This is a genomic window from Rhodococcus aetherivorans (assembly GCF_011058165.1).
In the GTDB taxonomy this organism is placed as follows: Bacteria; Actinomycetota; Actinomycetes; order Mycobacteriales; family Mycobacteriaceae; genus Rhodococcus; species Rhodococcus aetherivorans.
In genome coordinates, this window is the sequence record NZ_JAALEG010000050.1 from 7,931 (window position 1) to 31,977 (window position 24,047).

The 24,047-nt window shown below is 67.6% G+C and carries 10 protein-coding genes; 3 read left to right on the forward strand and 7 right to left on the reverse strand.

Annotated features, from left to right (window positions below):
- Positions 1-11: 11 nt before the first annotated feature.
- The 3 genes from G6039_RS30730 to G6039_RS18660 all read right to left on the reverse strand — a co-directional run bounded on the left by G6039_RS30730 (position 12) and on the right by G6039_RS18660 (position 9,828).
- Positions 12-1,625 (reverse strand): hypothetical protein, encoded by a 1,614-nt coding sequence (locus G6039_RS30730; RefSeq protein ID WP_235194083.1) that lies wholly within the window; start codon positions 1,623-1,625, stop codon positions 12-14.
- Entirely contained in the window at positions 1,586-8,923 is a 7,338-nt protein-coding gene (locus tag G6039_RS18655; RefSeq protein WP_235194084.1) for a DEAD/DEAH box helicase family protein, read from the reverse strand. The genes G6039_RS30730 and G6039_RS18655 overlap by 40 nt, the downstream gene beginning before the upstream one ends.
- A 281-nt stretch (positions 8,924-9,204) precedes the next feature.
- The gene (locus G6039_RS18660; protein ID WP_043800249.1) at positions 9,205-9,828 is read right to left on the reverse strand and encodes a hypothetical protein; all 624 of its coding nucleotides are present in this window, start codon (positions 9,826-9,828) and stop codon (positions 9,205-9,207) included.
- Between the two features lie 570 nt (positions 9,829-10,398).
- On the opposite strand from G6039_RS18660, the gene G6039_RS18665 reads away from it, so the two are divergent.
- On the forward strand, positions 10,399-10,590 hold the full coding sequence (locus G6039_RS18665) for a hypothetical protein (RefSeq protein ID WP_043800253.1): 192 nt from the start codon (positions 10,399-10,401) through the stop codon (positions 10,588-10,590).
- A 36-nt stretch (positions 10,591-10,626) separates the two neighbouring features.
- Entirely contained in the window at positions 10,627-11,250 is a 624-nt protein-coding gene (locus tag G6039_RS18670; protein ID WP_043800254.1) for a Fic family protein, read from the forward strand.
- Positions 11,251-12,789: 1,539 nt separating this feature from the next.
- Here the strand turns inward: G6039_RS18670 and G6039_RS18675 are convergent.
- On the reverse strand, positions 12,790-13,545 hold the full coding sequence (locus G6039_RS18675; protein WP_152103807.1) for a hypothetical protein: 756 nt from the start codon (positions 13,543-13,545) through the stop codon (positions 12,790-12,792).
- Positions 13,546-13,729: 184 nt separating this feature from the next.
- Between G6039_RS18675 and G6039_RS18680 the strand changes: the two genes are divergently transcribed.
- A complete protein-coding gene (locus G6039_RS18680) occupies positions 13,730-14,452 on the forward strand; it encodes a hypothetical protein (RefSeq protein ID WP_152103808.1) in 723 nt (240 codons plus the stop codon).
- Between the two features lie 53 nt (positions 14,453-14,505).
- Here the strand turns inward: G6039_RS18680 and G6039_RS18685 are convergent, their stop codons facing one another.
- From G6039_RS18685 to G6039_RS18695, 3 genes are all read right to left on the reverse strand, one after another.
- Positions 14,506-15,099: a hypothetical protein gene (locus G6039_RS18685; RefSeq protein ID WP_152103809.1), complete on the reverse strand. Its 594-nt coding sequence runs from the start codon at positions 15,097-15,099 to the stop codon at positions 14,506-14,508.
- Positions 15,100-15,419: 320 nt separating this feature from the next.
- Positions 15,420-17,663, reverse strand: a complete 2,244-nt coding sequence (locus G6039_RS18690) for a 3'-5' exonuclease (protein ID WP_043800257.1) — start codon at positions 17,661-17,663, stop codon at positions 15,420-15,422.
- Positions 17,664-24,047 (reverse strand): DEAD/DEAH box helicase, encoded by a 6,384-nt coding sequence (locus G6039_RS18695; RefSeq protein ID WP_043800259.1) that lies wholly within the window; start codon positions 24,045-24,047, stop codon positions 17,664-17,666.

Below are 24,047 nucleotides of genomic sequence, written 5' to 3' on the forward strand. Positions count from 1 at the left end.
TAGAGACGCGATCAGACGGCGCGACCGTCTTCCTCGTACCCGCCTCCGTATTCGGCTTCGTACTGCTGCATCGGGTCGATGTGCTGCTGCTGGTGCGGCCGTGTGCTGTGGGGATTGAACTTGTGCAGTGGGCGAACGTCGCCGGCGGCACGCAATCCGTGGGCGAGCGTGTCATCGAGCCCGAAGGTGCCGGGGGCGGCGCTGACCGTCTCGGTCGGCTCCACGATCGCGTCGGCGGGTTCGACCACCGCGGCGGTCGGTTCCACCGTCGTGTGGGACGCGGCATTGTCGCGGCGTTCGCGGCGCTCGAGGCCGGCCTGGTGGATCGCTTCGCGGCCGATGTTCTGCTCGGCGGCGAACTTCTCGACAGTCCGTGTGGCGATACCGAATGCCTCGCTGCGGGTGTTCACGGCGTCGCGTTCGACGCGGCCGTTGCCGTCCCATGTTTCGAGGTGCCATTGCCGATCGTCCCAGCGCACTCGGGCGCCGGGCTGTCCACTGTCGGCGGCGAAGCCGTACTGCCAGAGCGCTTCGGTGTCGTCGAGAGCCACCCACGGGTCGGCCCTGCGGCTGGCTTCGCGCTGCCCGGCGCCGTCGAGCCATGCTTGCCGGGCTGTGGCCATGCGGGCCGGTACCGAGGCGATGAGGTCGGACTTGCTCATGCCGCGGTGTTCGGCCCAGGCATCGGTGGGGTTCAGGTCGAGGGTCCACTGCGGGTATTGCCCGTCGGCGGCCCGGCGCTCGTGTTCGTCGCGGGTTCGGCGTAGTGCGTCGGGGGAGTTCTCGCGGGCGTTGACCTCGAGCCGCAGCTCTTCGGCCCGCAGTTTCGCGGCGTCGAGTTCGGCCGTGGCGGTGAAGGCGAGTCCCGGTTCGGCCTCGGCGTCGGCGAGCCGGCCCCGGTTGTGTTCGATCCGCGCTTCGATGGCCGGCACCTGCCGGGTGGCCTTCTCGGCGAGATTGCGGAGGGTGGTCAGCATCCCCTGCGCCCCACTGGCTTTCTCGACCGCGTTGAGGAACCGGTCTCGGTCGTACCAGGCGATCTCCTCGCCGACACAGAGGTAGAACTGGCCGATCACCTGGGTGTAGCCGAGCGTGAGGGGCACACCGTTGATGGCGCCGAACACCACCTCGTCGTTGCTGCGGGTCACCTCCTCCTCGAGCCGGATCAACGCCCCTCGCAGCGCGTCGGCGAGATCGGCGGTTTCCGAGTCGGGGATCGCGGCGTGGGGGAAGGCCCACTTGCGCTGGGCACGGTCTTCGATGCCACTCCAGGCTGCGAGCTTGCCCGCGACCTCACGCACCTCGGGCAGCCGTTTCTCATCGGCGGTGATCGACCGGCTCAGTGCCCGGATCGCGGCGTTGCGGGCAGCGTTGGCGTTGAGCACCGCATCGCGGCGGGCTTCGAGTTCGGCGACCTTCTGATCGGCTTCGACCTGCGCGACGAAGACCGGATCGCCGGTGGCGGCGGCCTTGCTCTGCGCCCACGAGACGGTCAGGTCCCCGCCGAGGTCTTCCATCGTCGGTGGCACGTCGGCCTTGCGGATCATGGCGACGAAGTTCGATTTGCGGGCCACGTACTGGTACATCATCGCGTCGTAGGAGCGGCGGGCGACCATGTTGACCACGCGGACGCTCTCGTGGACGTGCGGACGCTCTCGTGGACGTTGCCCTGGCGGATGATGCGGCCGAGGCGTTGTTCCATGTCCGCGGCGGTCCACGCCGGGTCGAGGTTGATCATCTGCTTCAGCGCCCGCTGCACGTTCAGGCCGGTGCCGCGCTTCTTGGTGGAGGTGAGTAGCACCCGGATCCGCCCGTCCGCGCACGCTTCGACCAGTCGGGCTTTGGCCTTGGGGCCCTCGTAGTCGTGCATGAACGCGATTTCTTCGGGTTTCATGCCCCGGGCGACCAACCCGTCGCGCAGCTCGGTGTAGAGGTTGCGGGCCCGGGGTCCGGCTCCGGCCTTGGGGGTGCCGCGGTCGCAGAACACCAGCTGGAACACCCCGGTCATCTCGGGGCCGTACTTGTCGGCCGGGATGCGCAGGTCGGCATGGTCGCTGTGGACCTGCCAGATCAGGTCGGCGGCGTGTTCGATGCGGCTGTGCTCCGGCTCGGGTGGGGCGAGGTTCGCCAGTGAGGGGTGCATGGTGAGGTTGCGGCCGTCGGTGGCGATCTTGAGGCTGTTGTCCAGGTCCATCCGATCGCCCTGGATCGTGCTCATGCGCACGTCCAGGTCGGCCATCGCGTCGAGGGCGTCTTGGCCCATGTCGAACTCGACGATCTGCGGCGTGCCGCCGTCGAGGGTGGGCAGGCGCACCGGGATCTGATCGGCGGTCACCACGTCGCGGAACTGGTCGAACATCGCCACCAGCTGGGGGACGTTGGCGTATTCGGCCATGCGGGTGCGCATCTGGATGCGGGTGGCGGTGGTGTTCATCTCCGCCACCGACACCGGCTTGGCGAAGGTGCCCGCCCAGTTGTCGATGCGCCCGAGACCGGCGGCGTGCAGCAGGTCCGGGCGCAGGTACTTGGTCATCACCCAGATCTCCGACAGCGAGTTGGTGATCGGGGTGCCGGTGGCGAACGCGATCGCCTTGGCCGGGGCGTGCGGCATGCCCTGCTCGGCGTTGCGAGCGCGGGCCTGCTCGCGCAGGTATTTGGCTTTCATCTCCAGGTCGGTGGCGCGCTGGCTGCCGGTCGGCACCGACAGGTCGGCGCTGCTGGACGGGCGGGTGAGGTTCTTGTAGTCGTGGGCCTCGTCGATGAACAGGAAATCGCAGCCCGATTGCTCGAAGGTCAGCCCGTCGTCGGTGGCCTTGGCGTCGATGATCTTCTCGATGCGGCCTTCGGCGGCCTTGATCGCGTTCTCGATCTGCTTGACCGTGAACTCCGCTCCTTGGTTGTTGGCGGCGTCGAGAGCCTGCCGGAGTTCGGCGATTTCGCTGTCGAGGTATTCGATCTGTGCTTCGCGGCGCATGGCGATCTTGCCGAACACCGACTGCGGCACGATCACCAGATCCCAGTCCCCGACCGCGGTCTGCCCGACGAAGCGTTGCCGGTCGTCGCGGCCGTCGAGTTCGGAGGCGACGAGGATGTTGGCGTTGGGGTAGGCGTCGCGGGCTTCGACCGACCACTGCGCGAGCAGGTGGTTGGGCACCACGATCCAGGGTTGGCGGATCTGTCCGAGACGTTTCGCTTCCATGCACGAGGCGGTGATCGTCAGGGTCTTGCCGGCCCCGACCACGTGGTCGAGCAGGATCGTCTCGTCGTGCAGGAACCGTGTCACGGCGGCGGCCTGGTAGTCGTAGGGCGTGTACTTCGGATTCAGGCCGGGGAAGGTCTTGCTGCGTCCGTCGTGGACCGGCTTGACGAACGCGTTGTAGCGCTCGTTGAAGGTGGCGGCCAGGCGCAGATAGCGGTCGCCGTCCTCCCACAGCCACTTCTCGAACCGTTCTTGCAGCGCACCAGCGGAGGCGTGGGCCTGTTCGGTGAGCCTGACGTGGAATCGCGGCTTGGGGGAGTGCTCGAGCTCGTCGGCGGTCTTGGGGACCTGGATGGGTTTGTTGTTGGCGAGCAGATCGAACATCTTCACCCCGGGGAGCCGGCCGGTGCCGTACTTGTCGGGATAGCCGGTGGAGAACTCGTGGCGGCTTTTCTGGTCGGTGGAGATCTCCCAGCTGCCGCTGACCTTGTCGTGCTCGACGGTGAGCCGGTCCGGGCGCAGCCCGAACTCCTGGATCAGGAACGCGCGGTAGTCCTCGATCGGCACCCAGGTCGCGCCGATGCGCACCCCGATGTCGGCGGGGTCCACATCCGCCGGCACCACCGATTCCAGGGCCTGCACCAGCGGGGCGTAGCGGGGATCGGTGGCCGCTTTGACCTGGGCGAGGGCGAGTTTGTCGCGGACCTGCCCGGACAACGCGACGGTGGCCAGCTCCCACCGGTCGTCGGCGTGCAGGGACGGATAGATGCGGCCCTGGGCCCCCTCGACGGTGTCCTCGACGGACAGGTTCAGCAGCTCGGCCACCCGGTGCGGGGAGATGTGTCCGAGTTCGTCGAAGCAGATCGCCAACGCCTCGTCGAGGTCGGCGGCGCCGGTGGCCTTGTCCTTGAACGGGGTGGTGTCCTCGGTGAAGATCGCCGTCTTGGTCGCCACCGCCTCGGTGCCGTCGAAGCGCGACTGGAAGTTCTCGATCGCCAGCACCATGCCCAGACGCGGATCACGAGCGATCGCGCCCTGCAGATGCGCGGAATACCGCCGCGGCTGCGGCTGCTCGGCCGCCTTCTCGCGCAGCTCCTCGTACACCTCGTCGGGAATCGACCCCTCGAACGGTCCGGCATCCATCGGGTCGAGGCCGTCGGCGGCGGCTTCCTCGCGGCCGGTCTTGATCCGCCACTCGGTGATCGCCTTGTCCAGGCGGGCGGCGATCTTCTCATCCGACAGCGGGGTCGGTTCGGTGAGCTTGAACCGGTTCAGCGGCCCCCACCGGCGCACATAGCCGTCGTAGAGCGAGTTCAGCCGGCCCCGGATCACGTCACGGTCGGCGACGGTGGCGGTGCGCGAGCGGCTGGCCTCGGCCAGCTCCATCACCGTCTCACCCAGAGCGACGAGCACCTTCCACTGCTCGGCCAGATCCTTGCCCCGGCAGCCGACCTCGGCCCAGCCCCGGCCGAGGGTGAACTGCTCGAAGCGATTCTCGGTCTCGTGGAACCGCATCGCACCGGGCAGCACCTCGTTCGAGTCCAGACCCGCTCCGGTGCGCAACCCCGGCGTGGTGAACGCTTCGACCCCCGCCGGGTCCGGGGCCGGGGCGGTGAACCCGAGACCACGCGCGACGGCCCGGTCGATGAGCGGATCGAGCTGGGTGCGCAACTGCGCTGCCAGGGCAGTGCCGGTGTGCGGGGTGACCAGCAGCGAGCCCCCGGCATACATGCCATTGCCCACAGCGAGAGTGCCCAGCACCCGCCCCGGGTACTTCGCGAAGTAGGGATTGATCCAGGTCCGCGCCTGCTCACCGGTCTTGGCGTCGATCGCGGCGACCTGCACGGCGGGTGTGGCCCAGTCGAGAGTGTCCTCGGTGGGGGCGGCTCCGTCCTCGCGGCGGCGGAAGATGAGCACGTCGGTGACCACGGCGGTGCCGGCCTGCCGGTCGAACGCTCCGGTGGGCAGACGCACCGCACCGATCAGATCACCCTTCGCGGTGATCGCGGCGCGCTGTTCGGCGCGGCGGGCATCGGAGGTGAACATGCTGGTCACCACGGCGACGTAGCCACCGGGCGCGGTCAGCGCCAGGGACTTGGCGATGAAGTGGTTGTGGATCGCCAGACCCTCGGCATTGTGGATCGGATCGACGGGCGCGAACTTGCCGAACGGGACGTTGCCGATCGCCCCGGTAAAGATGTTCTCCGGGGCGAAGTTGCGTTCGAAGCCATGATTGCGGATCTGCTGCGAGGGATACAGGTAGTGCGCGATCTTCGCGCTGATCGGCTCGATCTCGACACCGACCATGCGCACCGAGGCCGGGGCCGTGCCGACGAAATGACCGTCCCCGCAGCCCGGTTCGAGCATCAGCGCCTCGTCGGGCAGTCCGGCCCGCACCGCCGCCCGCCACAATTCCGCCACGATCGCCGGGTCGGTGTAGTGCGCGTTCAGGGTGGTCTGGCGGGCCTGCGCGAAGCCCTTCTCCCCGAGCAGGTCGAGCAGTTCGGCGTGTTCGTCGCCCCACTGCGCGAGGATCTTCGGGCGGTGGTCGAAGACCTCCGGGACCGCTCCCCAGCCGGACCACTGCGCCAGCACCGCCTGCTCGTCGGCGGTCGCGGGTCGCTGCTGCTCGTCGAGCCGGCGCACCAGGCGCAGGGCGGCGATGTTCGCCCGCACCCGGGCCTTCGCCCCAGTGGGGACCAACACCTCGGTACCGAGAGCGAAGTCCTGCGCCGCCGCGGTCGGCGGGGCAGGACGCACCACCGGGGCCGCGGCCGCGAAGTCGGTGTCCGGGTGCGCCTGAACGCCACCGGTCTGCGGGACGGGTTCCCCGGTCTCGGCGACAGCCTCCGGCCGCTCAACCGCGGCCGCGGCGGTGGTCTCGCGTTGCGGCTGCTCAACCGTGGTCTGCGGCTCGGCGGAAGCATCGGCAGCGGCGTACTGGGCGGCGGTGGCCGGGGAGAGGTAGACGTATCCGCCGGATTCCTTCCGTGCCTTGACCAGACCACCGCCCCGCCACAGGGGGCTGGTCAGCGGCTCGCCGTACTCGGTGTCGGGAACGACCAGCTCGTCTGCGGCCGCAACCGGTTCGGTCTGCGCCGGCACTGAGGCCGGCTCGGCGGCAGCCTCCGGCTCCGGTGCCGTCTCAGGTTCCGGTTCGGGCGCGGGCGTCGGTGTGGCGGTCGGCCCGATGTGGCCGACCATCAGACGATCGGTGAGCACCCACGAGGGCGCGGCACCGTCGATGCCGGCCGGGGGAGGGGCCGACGGCTCGGCGGGAGCCGATTCGACCTCGTCGAAGATCACCGCGCCTGTGTCCTCGACCGCAGGCGCTAAGACTCGGGGGGACGGCGGCGGGGCCTCCTCACCGACCTGCGGTTGCTCGGTCTCCGTGGTCGGTTGGTCGTGGGTGTCCACCTCGGCTTCAGCCTCGGTGTCGGTGGCGAGTTCGGCCTCGGCCTCGGTGGTGCGCTCGGGGTCGAGCTGTTCGGCCTGGGGGGCGGCGGCGAGGACGGCGCGGGCATCGGCGATCGCATCCCGCATCGTCAGCTCGGGACGGGGCTGACCATCGACGTAGGTGATGTGCTCGCTACTGTTCGGTGCCCACCCGGAGCGGATCGTGACGTGCCGGCCGTCGGGATCCCCGACGACCACATCTCCCGCCCCGGCGAAGGTCAGGTCGGGGGGCGTGAGGCTGTAGAGGTCCTCGCCTGCGGCCCGAATCTCGCGCAGCACCGTCGGGTCCACGTCGTGACCGAGGGTCCACTCCAGATCGACCCCGAGGGATTCGAGCAGGTCGACCTCGGCCGGGACATCACTGCGCAACTGGTCGATGATGCCGCTACGCACGTCCTCGAGGAGCGAATGGGCGGCCACGAAGGTGCCGGACTCGTCGTACTTCCACAGCAGATCCGACCGGGCCGCAGCGTGGTAGAACTCGTTGTTCCGGGCGTAGGCGATCGCCCTGGTCACGACGGTGGCGCGGGCCTGGGCGTAGGGCCGGTAGATGCGTTCGATCCACTCCGGGATCGGCTTGGTGCGGGCGTCGAGCAGCGCACCGATCGCCACCCGCGGATTGTGGCCGGCGGTGGTGGACGTGCTGCCGCCGTCGAGGGTGTATGCCCATCCGTGAATCGAGTAGTGCTGCACCCTGGATTCCACGTAGTCCTGCAAGCGGAGCTGCCGGAATTCGCCGGTCGCGACGAACCCGGCGGAGACATCCGATCCCGCGGGTTGTGGCAGGTTCGGGATGATGTTTCCGCGCAGCTCGGCAGCCAGACGCCCGGTGGGAATGCCCGCGGTGGCGGCGATCAGATCGGGGCGTTCCTCGGCCATGACCGCGAACGCGGTCTCGATGCCGAACTCGATCAGATCGGTGCGGGTCCACATCGGCAGCCCCGCCCACGACCCGACCAGCGGGTCCCGGCGCAACTGCAGGGTCATCCACGCCGTCCACTTTCCGGCGGTGTCCTGGTCCCAGGTCAGCTCGGGTCCGTGGAGGCGGTCCCATTCGGCATAGGCCCGCTCGTACAGCTCGGCCGGCAGCGGGTGGTGCTCGAGCAGCACTTTCGCTGCGGCCTGCCGCAGCGGTGAGCCGGCGCGGGCGGCTTCGGCGATCAGGGTCTTGGCGTCGTCGCGGGCGACGGCGGGCAGGTAGTCCGGGCGTCGGCCCTCGACGCGTGCGATGAGCCTCGGATGGACGGCGACCTCGGCGATCAGGGCCTGGCGCTGCGCGGCGGTGGCCTCGCGGCGTCCCTGCTCGACCCCGGTGAACCACTGGGCGCGGATCTCGTCGCGGGCCCTGCGGCCGCGCACCGTCTCGAGCGCGGCGGCGACCTGCGGATCGGTGTCCGGCTGCGGCAGGGTCAGCGGATCGCCGGGGTCGTAGGCGGCGCGACCCCGCGCCCACCACTGCTCGACCTCGACCGTGGCGGCCCGGTCGATGCCGTCCAGCACCGCATCGACGCGCTCACTGCGCTGCTCGGCGGTCTCCAGCGCGGCCGGTTCCTGCGCGTCGAGAACGACTTGGGTGGTGTCGAGGAAGTCCTCGGCGACGGCGCGGTCCTCGCGGGCGCGGGCGTCGACGATCGTGTCCGTGACCTCGGCGGTGACCGGATGCTGCACCGGCTCGCCGGTGCGGGCCTGCCAGTACGCCTCGGCGGCGCCGTGGCCGAGTTCGCCCCAGCGTTTCGGATCCGCCAGGATCGACCGGCACACCACGAACATCTCGTCGGTCAGCGAGGCACGGTCGGTCATCAGATCGGCCAGCGCGACCTGGGCCTTGACCTTGAAATGCCCGCCGGCCCAGGAGAAGAACTGCGCCGCCGTGTTGACCTCGAGGTTCGCGGCAACATCGACCTCGGCATCCGGTTCGGCGAGACACTCGAGCAAACGACGTTCGACCTCGGCCACCGGATCGATCACCGGCTGCGGAGTCTCGGCCGGGGGCGGCTCGAGCGCCAGGGCAGTGTCCGGCGCGGCCGGCTCGGCCGGTGTCGCGGCCGGGAGGAACATCGGCCCCGCGGGACGGTCGGGGAACTGTGCCTGCGGAATGTCGCCGGCCAGCAATGAGGCGATCAGATCGTGGGCCTGGCCTTTGGTGATGGTCTCTTCGACGACGAATGGCACGTTCGTCTCGCGGGCGAGGCGTTCGAGGGTCCGCAGCTGGCGCCGGGTGGCGGGGTGTTCACGCCAGGCCGGCTGCGCGGCGGCGACTTCACGCACCGTCTGTTTGGGGACGCTCTCCGGGTCGATCCCCAGAGCGTGGAGTTCGCTGCGGAGCTGGTTCTCCCGACCACTCAGCTCACGCCAGTGTCCCCGGAGACGTTCGAGGTGCTCGGTCAGCGCAGCGACTCGCTGACCGTTGATGTCGACGCCATGGCCCAGTCCGCGTTCCTGCGCGGTCGCCAGGGCCTTCCTGGCCTCGGCCAGACGATCAGCGAGCTTCTCGCCCTGTTTACGCAGGCCAAACTGTTCGTCGCGGACCTGTGCCCACTGTGCCTGGATCAGAACGGCAGATCCGGGTCCTGCGGCGGGTTGCGCCGCATCTCGTCCTCGATCATCGCCGCCAGCTCGTCCGCCAGCGGATCGCGGGAGGTCATCGGCACCGGCTGGTTGTCCTCGATCCGCTGTGCGATCAGCGCCTCCGCCAGCGACAGGAACCATCCCGGCTTCGACACCCACACCCTTTCCACGACTCGACCCGCGGTCGGGTTCGGCCGAACGTTCCGCGTCCGCCACCGATCGGGATCCTGCGCTGCCCGGGCTGCCTCCCTGCGTTCCTCGATCCGCTGATCGAGCCCCGCCTCGAACTTCTCCTGAGCGGCCTGCATCTCCGGCGTCACCTGCGGATACAGCTCGCCCTCCAGCACCATCTCCCGCGCTGCTCGCCACGCTGTTGCCTTGGCGCGTACCGCGTCCCGGTACGTCGCGTCCGGAGTCGCCTGCTCGAACTGCTCGGCCGCGTCCTCGGTCATCTGCTGCAGGCGCAACGCTTCCCGGTCGATCTGCTCCTGCTCGGTCGCCGGATCGATCCCCAGCCACTCGACCAGGATCCGCCTGGCCTCGGCCGCGATCGTCAGGTCGATCCCCTCGACCTGCGCCCTGAAATCCTCGCTCTGCGGAGCCATTTCGTCCTCCCTGATCCTCGGTACCGAACGTGTCCTGGTTGGCGTTCTCGTCCGCCACGCGACCTCCTCGACTGCGCCCGACCCTGGGCGGAGCTCCCCCCGATTCCGGGAACGTTTCAAGATCAATTCTACTCGATCACTGCACTCGAAATGCGTACTGAACTGCGATTACCTGACGTTCCGCTACCCGATGCGCGATGCGCGTGGGGCGGCCGCAGCGACCGCCACCACGACGATCAGCGGAAGAATCAGAAGCCCTCCGACGCCGGCCGCCACTGCCCGACCCGGGCGGCCGTACCGGCGATACGACCGGTGCGCACAGAAGAGCGCGGCCACGATTCCGAGCACGTTGAAGATGAGCAGCACAACCATTCGATCCCCCTGCCCCGGTGGGCGCGATAGGCCCATCCGTCGTCTCGTCGTCCAGCTGTGCCTACACCACGGCGCCGACAGCGCCGCGGTACGCATACGTCCGCAGGCCGGCAGAGCCCGTCTCGATTGCTCGCTGTCGCCACCGGCTGCCATCATGGGGAGTACGACGGACCGGATCGAGACGGAAGGGAGCACGCCGTGACCACACACGACGTTCGGGCACTGGTCGCACGGTGGCGTGCGTTGCCTACCGAGGAGAAGGTCTATCGGCGGCGCGCCGCCGTGGTCGATCACGTGATCCACAGCATGGCGATGGAAGGGGAGCCGGTCTCCGACCGGTGGATCGAGCAGGCACGGCACCACCAGCGCGCCATGCTGGGCTCGCACTGATCGTGCACGCCCGGATCCGTGCAGCAGCGGTGACCGGTGGGTGAGCCGGCGGAGCCGGTCGATACCGGCAGCACCCGCCAGTTCGAGACACTGTTCGGCACGAAGACCTACCACGAGGTCGCCGATCTGATCGCCGAGCCACTGCGCCGGCTGCTCGACGAGGTGGCCTCCGGTCGCTTCGCCGACGAGGCGATGGACGTGGATCTGCTCCGCGAGTTCCATCGCCGGATCCTGATCGACGTGATGCCTGACATCGCCGGCCGGTGGCGCACCAAGCCGGTCCGGGTGGGAGGCCACTATCCACCGGATCACATCCATGTGGACCGACAGATGCGGGAGCTGTTCCACAGCTTCACCGGCCGACTCGACTACTGCGCCGGCGACGTCGAGCTGCAACTCGAAGCCCTCGCCTACCTGGAGGCGCAGGCACTGCACGTGCATCCGTTCGAGGATTTCAACGGCCGAGCGGTCCGAGTGATGGTCGCCGAAGCGATGCGGCGGCTGGACTTTCCCGTCCTCGAACTCAGCGTCGAACGAGACACCGCCCAACATGCCCGATATGTGGCGGCGTTGCGGGAATGGGATCAGCACAGGTCGTTGACCCTGCTGTGCGAATTCTGGCGGGACGTTCGTTTCGCATCGCTGGACGATCAGGACTGAGGGCCCTGCCTGCGACGCAGCGTCGAGCCGGGGGAGTAGGGGGTGCCGCCCCTGAGCTCTGGTCGAGCAGGGTGGACAAGCACGCACAGCAGAGATCCGAGCGAGTACGAACGCGGCTGTGCTGCGAGCTGGGCCGAGGACCTCGACCACAAGCGGAACAAGCGCCTACCGAGTGCGCAGGCCCGAGGCGGCGGTGTCGAACTGGAGGCTCGGTCCGTCGCGACGCAAGGCTGCATGCGTAGCGTGCATGCAATGCACGCATGTTTCCGGCAGCGTGCGTCGACATCGCGTCGGGGACCCCGACACCCTCCCGGCAGGGGAATGATCCCGCTCCGTCAGCGTAAGCGCCGACGGGACCCCGTGCCCGGAACACGAGAAGGGCCGGCCCGCACTGTGCAACCCCCTGCAAGGCGCAGTCCGAGCCAGCCGCCCTGCAGTGTCGCACCCTCGGTCGAGATCGGCCCGAGATGGAACTGAGAAACCCCGCCGGAGAGAGTTTGGGGCAACTCCGGCGGGGCCTCGGTCACCGTGCAGGGGGTATGACGGTGACGTGAAAACCTTACCGAACAGATACAGGCGCCGTGAGGTTCCCTGCCCATACCTGTCTGCTCCCGGCAGTCACGGGGGGTCGAGCCATCATGCCCACGCGACGCTGCAAGCTCGTTCCGCCAGCCCCCAGTTGGTGTGCGGGGCCGCAACCAACGAGCCATGGGCACTCGGCCCCGCCGATTCGGCCCCCGCGTCCTAGCGTGCGAGGCAGCATCGATCAGGACCCGAAGGAGTGAAGTGTCGTCGATGCACTCATGGTTGTCCATGATGGATAAGCACGATTATCCATCAATCATGTTGTAATGCAGCGTATTTAGTTGTAACGACGGGTCGAGCGCGATGCCATGGTACCGGTGCCGCACCTCGCGTGGGACCACACGTTCAGGCTCGTTCAGGGCCGGCACCGTCCCCGTCAATCAATCCGACCACGTCGGCGGCAGAGAACAGCGCCAGGGATGCACCGGCACTGCCGACCGGACCGTGCATGTGCGCTCGTCCCGCACCTCGTTCCCGCGAGGAACTGCGCCGATATCCCACGAAAACTACTGTGGCACAACGGGACACGAAACGCCGATATGCGATATTACGTCAAGTAAAGCACTGCATATTGCATCCGATGACCGTCCCTTGTCGACGGACGCTTCGTGGGAGCGGTTACGCCAGCGTCCATCTACAGCGCTAACCTTGGTCGATGTCTGACACCGAGCTCTCAGGCCAGTGGTGGCTGCCGAATAACCACGAAAGCGGCACCACAATCCCCTCGGCCACCACGAAACTGCTGACCTGATGCAACTCAGGACTAGCGAAATAAGTCACCTTAGATCTGAACACAACGCCAAACTACCGGGTCCACTCCACGGCAGAAGCAGACTGAACCCGGCACCACCGGTCTGATCACAACTGAGGCGTCACACCTAGCTCTAGATCAAACCATCAGAGGCTTGACGACGCCTACTCATGAGTTGACGCCAGCCTTTGACCCGTAGCTCGTCAGCTGGGGACGTGGCGATTTCGCACCCGCTTTTTATGCACTGGACTGGGGTCCTGTGAATCTTGATCGGCTTCTCGAAGAACGTCTTCCAGGGTGCTGGTATGCCCTTCTTTTACTTCTCTCTCCCCTTGAGTAATGTTATACATCACTCGGGATAAATTCTGTTCCACAACATGCGCCACCAACTGCTTAGTAACCGGAACGATGATTCCTACGAGAACGCGGTCGTTCGTTACCAGGATCATCTGACCGTCACGGCCAGCCTTTTCGATCACGGCTCCAGACAAATCTCCGATACGGACAGTTTTGGTCTCTTCCATGATGGATGTTGTCTGAGGTTCAGCTTTATCCGATCCTGGGCCGCACGCAGTGAGCAATGCATGCAACGCGCCCGCTACGTGGATTGCACCCGATGTTGTCGCCGTGACCATCTTGCCAATGTCAGGGAGGAAGGCGCCCATCACGCCGGCTTGGTTCGAATCCGACTGCAAGGGCATCTCGGCTTCCTCTTGGCTTTCGAGAAGCTCGTCGAGAGTTGTCAGCGGCTGCTTGCTGGCCACCTCCCTTTCACCCGCAGGAAGGTTTTGTTGTAGGCGGGAGTAGTTCATTTCCACCACGTGTTCGATCCAGCGCTGAGTGACGGGGCAAAGGACTCCGACGAGTACTCGGTTGTTGGTGATTCCCACCAGCTTGCCTGCCTGCGCCAGCTCCTCGATGAGGTCTCCCCGCACATCCCTGATCTTGATTGTCTCCACCGGATACTCCCTCTGGGTCGTCGGTAGACCGTCCATCTTGGTCTCGAATCTACTCCTTGTCAACGCCTGTCAACACTTGTCAACATATGTCAACGAAGATCTACACCTGTAGACAAGTGTTGACAAAGGCGCTATGCAGGGCGAACATCGCTGTAGTCCCCGTTTCCGGCGTGGAGGAGAGTCTGTGACTACTGCTGCTGGTCCTACGTCACCTGCAGACTCGTATGCGGCGGCAACTGAGAGTCTTCGAAGTGCCACAAAATGGATGCTTGCTGCCGCTGCCGGCGTAGGAGCAGCGCTCGTGGCAGGTCTACAACTAAGTGGTTTAGGTTCCCTGACGCTCGACCAGTGGCCACGTCTTGCATTGGCGGTAGGGAGTCTGCTTGTCGCCCTCGCAGGGGTTGGCTACATGATCTGGCGAACCGCCGCACTACTTACCGACGAATGGATCACTCTCGCTCAACTCAACGTCGCCGAGTTCGAGAACCGGATAAACATCGGAAACGGGCGAGCTCAAGAGCGCAGGAAGATAATTAGTACGGTCTATTCGGAATTGACTGATTATCGCGATGAGCTCTATGGCGATCTAGCAGAAAGCCCTGAAGAATTGTATGGAAAGCTTAAGCAGGCGAATGCTGCCGCCCGCACCATGCCAAATTCGGGCCCTGCTGCGCAGACTTTGCGAAACGCCGCATACAACGTTATCCAATATGCCAATTACCGCCGAACGCGGATGGAATTTGATCGGTTGCGGCGCAGCCTTGCATATGCATCCGTTGCAGTTGTGATTGGTACAGTTTTGTTTGCCTTATCCCTTCCCCCCGAGTCGGAAGAACCCAAAACTGCGACCGCTTCGCCTCAGATTTCAGACGATGTCTGGTTATTTATTCAGGGGAATGGCTCCTGATCTCCTCGTTGTCTATTCTGGCTGGTCTGGCGCATGGAGGGCGCATGAGGAGTTCACAGGACTGCGAGTGCCGACCCCGGCGAAAGCAAGTCGAGCAATATGGTTCTCTTCTCGCGGATACCTGGCGGTCTTTCGGATGATTCCTCTGGCCGCGTCGCCGCAATCCAGCCGTTGCTCAGGGGCGTGTAGGTGATCGTTTTCCCCCCCTCTGAGCGAGAGAAGGTGACGTTTATGGGGGGAACCAGCTCATTGCTGAGGCAGTCCGCCATCTTGGACCTGCTCTCGCTGTTCAACCCTAGAATAATCTGCTTGGCGGCGCCTACGACAACGATTTTCTTTGACACGACACCCTCCTTCACTTCCTCTGATTCTGCTATATGATTCCATGGCTCGTAACGATTCTTGAGTATCGACGCGTACGAAGAGCCATGGGTCTCTGGCGAAAGCTGCGGCACTTCGAGTGCCACCTGTCGGGCTTCCTCGACGTCGATATTCTCGAACGCCCACACACTCGGGGTGTCTTCACGCCAGTAGTCCTTGGTCAGGCACCAGTTGGCGATGAACGACAAGCCGTTCGGCATCAACGTCCAGACCTTGCGGCGGTCGATCCCACGGGCGCCGGGTCGTGTGATGGCCAGCCATTCCAACCGTCGTCGGCCACCGGAGGAACTCGCCAGAACTCCCAGCCGCTATTCGCCATCATTTCTCCTCAGTTTTTGTGACACAGCCCATTGGTCTCGGTTCTGTGGCCGCTACGATGCCCGACCAGGACTGCGCGGTGGTGGAAGTCGGATCCTCACCGGTGCAGATAGTTCCGTTCAACTCTCGTGTCGGGGCCCCCTTCTATCCCCGGATCTCGCCCGCTGCATGTGCGACAGCCCCGAGGCCTCCGGGAACCGGCGCGGACCCATGGTCTCGATTCGGTGGCTTCGGGTACTGGAATCGAACGTGACGGTGGGAACGTCGCCTATGTGGGTATGTCCGAACCGATCTGTGGCAGCAGCTCGCTCGGGTCACCTGCGTACACCACCACTAGTTCGTCTCGAGCTCGTGTCGCGGCGACGTACAGCAGCGACCGCTCCCGCTGCAGTGCGTCGGCACGGTCGCCTTCGGGCAGCGCCTCGATGAAGTAGGTGCGCGGCATGTTCTTGGCGCCGACACCGACGAGGACCACCTTTGCGAACTCCATGCCCTTCGAGCGGTGCATGGTCATCACCTGGGGGGTGCCGGACGGTCCGGCGGTGTCCCGGTCGACGAAGGCGACCGTCACACCGCGGTCGCCGAGGGCGCGTGGTAGCGCTTCGCCTTCCTTGCGGGTGGGCACCAGCAGACCGATCGACTCGGGGGCCACCTTGGCGTCGAGCCACTCACGGACGGTGCGCGCGACGATGTCGTATTCGTCGGTGAGTGATCTCGCCGCGATCGGGCGCGGCTTCGGGCCGCGTCGTGCCGACCGGTACGCCTCCGTGCTCTCGGGTTCGTCGTCGAGGTCGCTGTACTCGGCGCCGGACAGGATGCCCAACGCGTAGCGCAGGTTCTGCTCGGTGGTGCGGTAGTTCAGTGTGAGCCGGCGTGCGCGGCCGACGATGTTGATACCGTAACGGCCCAGCACGATCGGCTGGCCGTAGATGCGCTGATGCGAATCCTCCGCGATGAACAGATCGTCCTTGCCCGACGGGGCGAGTGCCCGCAGGAGCATCAGTCGTGACGGGCTGAGGTCCTGTGCCTCGTCGACCAGCACGTGGTCGGCCAGCCTCTTGCCGTTGATGTTGTGCAGGACCTGGGCGGCGATGGCGGATTTCTCCTCGAAGTCCGTGGTGCCGTCGGCGGCGGCGGCGGCCCGGTATGCCTCGATCACGTCCCATACCGCATTGCGCCGGGCACGGTTGAGCGATACGCCGCGCCCGGTGCGGCGGGCCTTGAGGTACTCCTCTCGGGTAGTCACCCGGTTCGGCAGGACGATGGTGGCGTACTCGGCCTCGAGGAACGACGGGGTGCACAGGTCGGGTCCGAGTCCGGCGCCGTGTTCCTCGGCGGCCATCGCCCAGGCCTGAGCATGGGTGTGTCTACTCACCTGCGCGGTGCGTGGTCCGAGCACCTGCGCGACGGCACCCGGATTACCGTCCGCGCCGCCGAGTTCGATCGCGAACGAGGTGAGCACCCGGTGTGCGATCGCGTCGACACCGGCGATGTAGATCCCGGGCTCCCCCAGCTCTGCCGCGAGCACGATGGTCGAATCGAGCACGCTCAGCTGCTCTTGGAGCGCGTCGGCAAGGGTCCGGTTGAAGGTGGTGAGCACGATCCGTGCCTCGGGATCGCGACGATGCAACTCGCGAGCACGATGCAACAACACCACCGTCTTCCCGGTGCCAGCACCGCCGGACAGCCGGAACGGGCCGTTGTAACTGCGCGTCGTATACGCCCGCTGTTCGGGATGCAGGAAGATGCGCCATGCTGCGAAGTCGGGGTTCTCGATGGCGGCCCGCAACGCGGCGTCGTCCTCGATGAACGCGAACTCCATCTGCGCTGCCGGGTGTTTGAGCGCGGCGAGCACGTCGTCGTCATTGGCGGCATCAACGGCGGCCGGCTGATCGAGCTGGTACTTCTCCCGGATCGTGGTCAACGATTCGCCGGTGTAGATGTCGAGCAATGCGCTGGCCTGCCATGCAGCGGGCGCCTGCTCGGCGTAGTCGAGAACGGCGTCGCTACCGAGGAGGTCGAGCGCCCCTTCCGCGAACGCGGCGTCCATGCCCAAGGCAGTGAAATCGTCGACCGTGAACTCGCGGGCCCGCAGACTGGTCTCGACCTCGTCTTCGGCAGCGGCCGGCGGTGCCGTCACCGGCGGTGGGGTGACCGGGGCAGATGCGGTGACCGGCTGGTCGTCCACGGGAATCAGCTCGGCGACACCGTTGCGCGGATTGATGTTCACCCGCGACTTCTGCGCGATGGCGATGGCCTCGTCGTGCGGAAACGTACCGATGAAGACGTAGGACGCGTCCTGCTGGCTGCCCTGCAGTTTGAACAGCACCGCACGGTTGGAGATGTCCACCCGTCCGGTCCGAGCCCGCGGATCGGCAGAGTTGTTGATCGGCTCGATGTGCAGGCCCGGCGCGGTGTCGTCGGCGGCAAGTTTCGCCAGGAACCGGTAGGTGGCCTGGTGCAGGCTGCCGTCCATCCCGGACAGTCCGGGGCCGAGAATGATCTGTGCCATTTACGCACCTGCCTCCTGCAACGCAGCCTTGACGGCGTCGGTGTCGGCCGGGCACAGGACCCAGCCGGCGGCGGACAACTCCTCGCGCTCCGCGTCCTCGATGCCGGTGTCGACGACGACCTTGCGGTCCGGCCACGAGATCTCGAGCGGGATGCCGCGGAACTCCTCGCCGACCTCGGGCACCGGCACGGCGGCCGCGGCGAGGCGGGTGACGAGTTCGCGTTCGCTCGCCGCGACCTCGTCGTACACGTCGCGCCACGGACCGGTGAGGCCGGTCGCGGCCTGCGGCTCCGGCGCCGGGACGGGCGTGGGTGGGGGGACGGGCGCCGGCAGGCCCCCCGACAGCGCGGCCCGGCTGGTGATCTCGGTCGGCAGCGATCGGAAGTTGAGCAGATTCGCCCAGCGCAGCCACTCCCGCCACGCGCCCTTGGCATCCTCGGTCAGCGCCGCGGCGGCGTCGTCGAGCACCACCGCGACCTCGGTGGACGACTGCGAGCCGGGTGAGAGTCTGATGGCGGCGGCGAATCCGCCGTAGCGCCAGACCAGCGTGTCCCCGGAGGGCGACTCGTCGAGTGCATCGTCGAGTGCCGCCAGCGCCAGTGCGGTGGGCGCTCCATGAGCTCGGCGCCCCACGCCCTGCAGGCTGGCAAGGCCGAGAATCGGCAACCAGTGCGCAAGCTGGCCGCGAGCCTGCCGCGAGGGCTGCTGAATCCAGGCCAGCAGCAGGTCGATCGCATTGCCGAAGACGAGGTCGAGTGCCCTCTTGGACAGCTGGTCTCCGGCTCGGCCCAAGACGAACGAGGTGACCTCGGAGCGGAATCCGGGGGTGTCGAGCACCGCACCGTCGACGTCGTCACGGGTGACGGCGATGACCTGGTAGCCCCCGTCGCGCAGGTTCCGGCGTTTCTCGGCGTCGTCGGCGATGCGGTTGTGTGCCGGGGTCGCGTGGTAGGCCCACCCGTCGGTGAAGATCGCGGTCGGCGGGACGCCACCGCGAGCCGAGGTCAGCACGAAGTCGGGTTTGCTGCCGAGCACGTTCTCCTGCGGCCGCAGCGTCCACCGGTTGCTCGAACCGAGCGCGATGTCCCACATGATGCCGCGGTCGGTGGGCTTCTCGGTGATGGTCGCGCCGAGCGCCTTGAGCCGTTCGGCGAACTCGACCCGGAATCGCTTCTCGAGATCGGATTCGTTCTCGGTGACGTCGGGTTCGGTCTCGGTGACCGACCATGGCATCGTGTCGGGTACCTCCGGCTCGTCGGCCGGTCCGAACTCCTTGCCCGCCAGCAGGTTCGCCAGGTGTCGTTCAGCGGCGGACCGCGAGGTCCGTGGTACGTCGGGCAGGGCCGCGAACGGCAGCAGGCAGTTCTCGCACGCGAGTTTGCCCTCGTCGCGGCACCGACAGTCCTTCACCACCGCCCACGCCCGGTGCAGCATGTCCCACACCGTTTCCGGTTTGGTGAAGTCGGCGAGGTAACCGGTGCCGCCCGGCACCACATCGTGCAGCAGCAGCGCAGCATGGTCGGCGCCGTGCGGGGACGGGTCGACGGTGGGGGTGATCTCCAGGTGGTCGGGATCGCCGCCGATGTATTCCCGCAGGCCGAGCAGGATCGCGGCCGAGAGCGAGGGCATCGCGAACGAGTCCCCCAGCGTCACCGACGGTGGCAGGCGCAGCACCAGACCCTCGGTGGTCAGTCGGCGGGCCAGCGCCAGCGAGGTGATCGACTCCTCCATCGCGGTGCGCAGCGAGCACCACGGCCGGTGTTCGCTCGCCCGATTGGCCCCGGTGGCCGCATCGAGCTTGCCGCACTCCGAGCACACCCGAAACAGCGCGGCATCGGCTTCCTGCCCGGCGAGCAGGCGGCTGCCGCCCCCGGTTGCTGCTGCACCCAGGTTCAGCCAACGGATCTGCATGTGCCGCAGGTGTTTGGCACCGAAGCCCACCCCCTCGACGAACCAGCGCTTGCCGACGTGCGCGGGGTCGATGTCGGCGGCGGTGAGCACGGTGAACCGTTCCCGGTTGCGTTCGTCGCGGGAGTCGTCGATCGTCGCTTCCTCGCGCCGGATGATCGCCGACACCGTACTCAGTTCGGCGACCGGCAGACGCTGGCTGGTGTCGGCAATGGCGGCCGACCCGCAGCGTGGGCATCGCATGGGCGCATCCGCCCCGGCCAGGTCGGGGGAAAGTTCCTTGACGTATCCGCATGCGGGACAGCACGCCCACTGGGTGACGGCATCACCGTCGGCGCCGAGGTCCACCGCGTCGATCGCGATCGCGAAACCGTTGGCGTAGAAGGTGGAGCCGGGAGCGAAGTCGCGCAAGGCTTGCGCCGAGCCGCGGTGCAGTTCGAACTCGGAGTGCTCGTACTCCTGACTGTCCGGGTTGAGCCAGTTCACCGACACCGACAGGGTCACGGTGTCGTCGAGCAGGGTGTAGTTCGGCAGCAGCCCGAACGATTCCAGGGCGCTCACCCAGTACTCGGACCGCAATTCGGCGAGTTGCTTGTTGATCAGGCGTTTCGCAGCCTCCGCTGCCCGCAGGTCACGGCGGGTCTCCTCGGTCGCAGCCGGAGAGGTGGCCCGATCCTGCAGGCCGGGAAGTGCCTTGTCCACAGCGGCCTTGCGGTGCGTGAGCATCTCGATGCGGCGGTTCCACTCCGCCGACGCTCGGTGGCACCGGGCCGCGAGTTCGCTGGTGCCCGGGCCGGTCAACGGTTGGGGGAAGGCGCGCAGACGTGCCGCGACCTCGGCATCGAGGGCGGGGAATCCGGTGAGGAACTCCCCTGCGAGGTCGGCGGCCCGGCTTTCGGCCTCGGCGATCAGCGCACCCAGATACGTCCGGCGTCCGGTAGAGCGCAACGCATCCGCTGTGGTGCGTGGATGCGGCGCGCCGGCGCGGCGGGCGAGTACGTCCGCGACCGACGCGGTGAACTGGCGGCGCAGGATCTCCTCGGCGTCGAGGTAGGTGGCCGGCGGACGCACCGCACCGTTGATGGTGGCCTCGGGCCGGGTGAAACGCGGCAGCTGGTCACCGCGGGCGGTAACGTACGCCAGTGCGAGCGCGTTGCCGGTCAGTCGGCCGGCACGCCCGACGCGTTGCAGGTACGACGCGACCGAGCGCGGCAGCGACGACAGCAACACGGCGGACAGGTCGCCGATGTCGATGCCCATCTCCAACGTCGGGGTGGCGACCAGCACGTTCGGCGCGTTGGGCGGCGGGGTGGGCTGCTTGAACTGGGTTTCGTACTCGAGACGCACGTCGTCGGGCAGCAGGCTGGTGTGCTCACGGGCCACCACGCGCCGGATGTCGGTGGCCGCGTACATCTGCCGGTAGAAGTTGTCCTCGAGCTGGTGCGGCCGCAGCCTGCCGTCGCACCGGTCGACCAGGCACGGAGCGTCGCGCAGATCGCGAAGGGCCTCCGGGGCGCCGTGCAGGACGTCGCGGCAGATCGTGCAGGCCAGGGCGATGGCGCCCGACGCGAGTTCCGTGTCGGCGACCGGACGCACCACGATCGCACTTGCCGGCAGGTGGAAGGTCTGCGCACCGCTGTTCGAGGTGGCCTCGCCGATGACGTCGCGGCGGCGCAGCCGGGTGAACAGCAGCCGCGCCAGGACCGCGCCCTCCTGGCGACCCACACCGAGCGCCTTCGCGGTCCACTGGGCGTACCAGCCGCGCACCGACGCCACGGGTTCGAGGTCGGTGTCGCGCACCGACCCGCCGAGCACGGGGTAGCCGGGGGCCGAGTTCCCCCTGCCGAAGCCCGGCATGCCCTCGCCACGACGCCGTCCGCCGGTGATCCACCACCGGTTGCCATCCTCCTGGCGGAACTTCGCGAACCACTCGTGCTCGATCGCGCCCCGGCTGCGCATGCGTTCGAGAACACCGCGGACCCACGCGAGAAGGCGGGCATCGTCGACGGGCCCGAACAGGCCGTGCTGCACGTCGGGCGAGTCGACCGTCTCGCGGGCGCACGCGAGCAGCACGGTCGGCGCGATATCGAGGCGGGTGACCATGGTCCCGGTGCGTTCGAGGGTGCGGCCGACGCCGGACCGCAGTCCGAGTTCGAGCTGGATGTCCAGCAGCAGCCGGCGTCGCACATTGGTGCGTGTCTTCGACGGTACCCGGGCCAGTGTCGGCCGTTTCCAGAACTCGCTGAACGCGTCCCGGTCCGCCAGTTCGGGGGGCAGCACTCGGTAGCGGGCGCCCGGATCGTCGCCGGCGAGGTCGATGACGCGGTGCGCGAGCGAGTCGAGGTCGGACTCGCCGTCGGCGAGGGCCTGGCGCAGCAACGTGCGCAGGGTCAGGGCGTGCGAGCGGGCCTGCACGAAGCCGGCGCGGTGCGCGGCGTCCTGCACGCTGTCGGTGAACACCAGCGCCCGCTTCTCCCGGGCATCGAGATCCGGGCTGCCGAACAGGGTGGACAACGACACCGACAGCATGGTCGCGATCGCGGAGCCGAGGAAGCGGATGCCTTCGGGCTGCCGGCACGCGGGGCAGACGTCTTTCACCGAGTCCGATCCGGCCGAGTCGGAGCGGTGCACCAGCACCGGCAGTGCGCGGCCCTCGGCCAGGACGGCCGCGCCGGGCGGCGTGTAGGCGAGCCGGCGTTCGTCGACGAGCAGCCACGCCAAGCCCGACGGTTCATCGTCGGACCGGTCGGTCCCGGCGCCCTCGGCCAGTTTCGTCTCGAGTTCGGCGGCTTCGCCGGGGGCGTGGATGAGCGCGCGGAACCGGTCGTCGTTGCGCAGTGCCCGGCGCCGGATGGTGGTGTCGTCGGAGTCGAGGTCGGATCCGGTGGGCGCGAGGGCGATGCCCCATCCGGAGCGGTTGCAGTGCCGGCAGTACACGGCCGGCAGAAGCGGCTCGGTCGGAAGGTCGGGGTCCATGCTGTCGACGCGTACGCCGTCGTCGCCCCATGCGAACAGGGGTGCACCTGAGGCGGCCCGGTCGAGGCGGGTGAGTTCGCGCGTCCACAGGTGCACGTCGACCGATGCGGCCGCGCGACCGTGCCGGGCCCGCACGTGGCTGAGTACGCCGACCAGGGCGGCGGTGACGGTGCGCCGCACCGCCGCCCTGACGCTGCGCGCGGTGTCGTCGGGGAACAGTGCTGGCGTGAGGTCGTCGAGGTGGACGGCCTCGCGGGTGAGGGCGACCAGGCGGTGGAACACCGGGTGGGTCTTGACGAGGTCGAGCACGAGCGGGCCGTCGCCGATGACCGCGGCGGCGAGGGCCGCGTCGTCACCGCCGTCGTAGAGTCCGCGCAACACCGCGAGCGTGAGCGTCCGAGGGTCGGCCGGCCCGGCCGCCGCGGCGGCGAGGTCGGTGATCCGCTGGGGGTCGAGGTTGCCGGCACGCCACCCGGCGACGGATTCGCTCGTGGGCGCGTCGCCGACCCAGTCGTCGATGGACAGGCGCGACTCGGTGACGACCGCATCGACGGGAAACTCCTCACCGAAGACGGTGTGGGCGAAGGTGAGCATGGCGGCCGGGTCACCGCCGTCGCCGAGGGTGGCGGAGGTGGCGACGGGTGTGATACGCCCGAGCGGGCGGGCCCGATCCTCGGCCATGATGATCGGATCGTCTGTGGCCCAGTGACTTTTCAGGGTGAGGCCGAGTCGGCGCAGCAGCATGGAGACGTCGGTGCCCTGGGCTCCGTCGTAGGTGTGGAACTCGTCGAGCACCAGGTACTGCAGGCTGTGTGCGCTCTGCCGCCATAGGTCGGCGTCGGCGGGCCGCAGCAGCAGCTGGTCGAGCATCTTGTAGTTGGTGAGCAGGATGTCCGGGGCGAGGTCGCGGATCACGTCGCGGTCGGTGATCAGTCCGTCCGCGGTCACCCGGGTGCGTTTGTCCCCCGCCTCACCGGTGTAGAGGGCCGCGGTAATGCCACCGAGCGCGGCGTGCTCGGTAAGCAGGGCGGTGAGCCGGGACGCCTGATCGTTGGCGAGCGCATTCATCGGATAGAGAATGATCGCCTTCGTCCCGGTCACTCCGCGACGCTTGGCGCGCTGCACGTGATCGAGGATCGGGTACAAGAACGCCTCGGTCTTGCCGGACCCGGTACCGGTGGTGACCAGTGTGGGCAGCGGGCGCGGCCGCTCGGGCGTGAGGCGGTAGCTCGACAGCCGCTCGAACGCCACCGCCTGATGCCCGTACGGGGTGAAGCCCTCGTACCATTCCAGGCTGTCGCGCCAGCCCGGCGCGGCCGGACGGAACGGCAGCCGCAACCGCACATACGGCCCGCGGAACATCCCCGTCTCGGGATGCTGCAGGAACTCGTCGAGCACCCGGCGCGCATCGGGGTCGGCAAGCGCAAACGTAGTGCCGAGATAGTCGAGCAGGCTGTGCTTGATCGACTCGGCCTGCGCGAGCGGCAGCAACTCCGACAT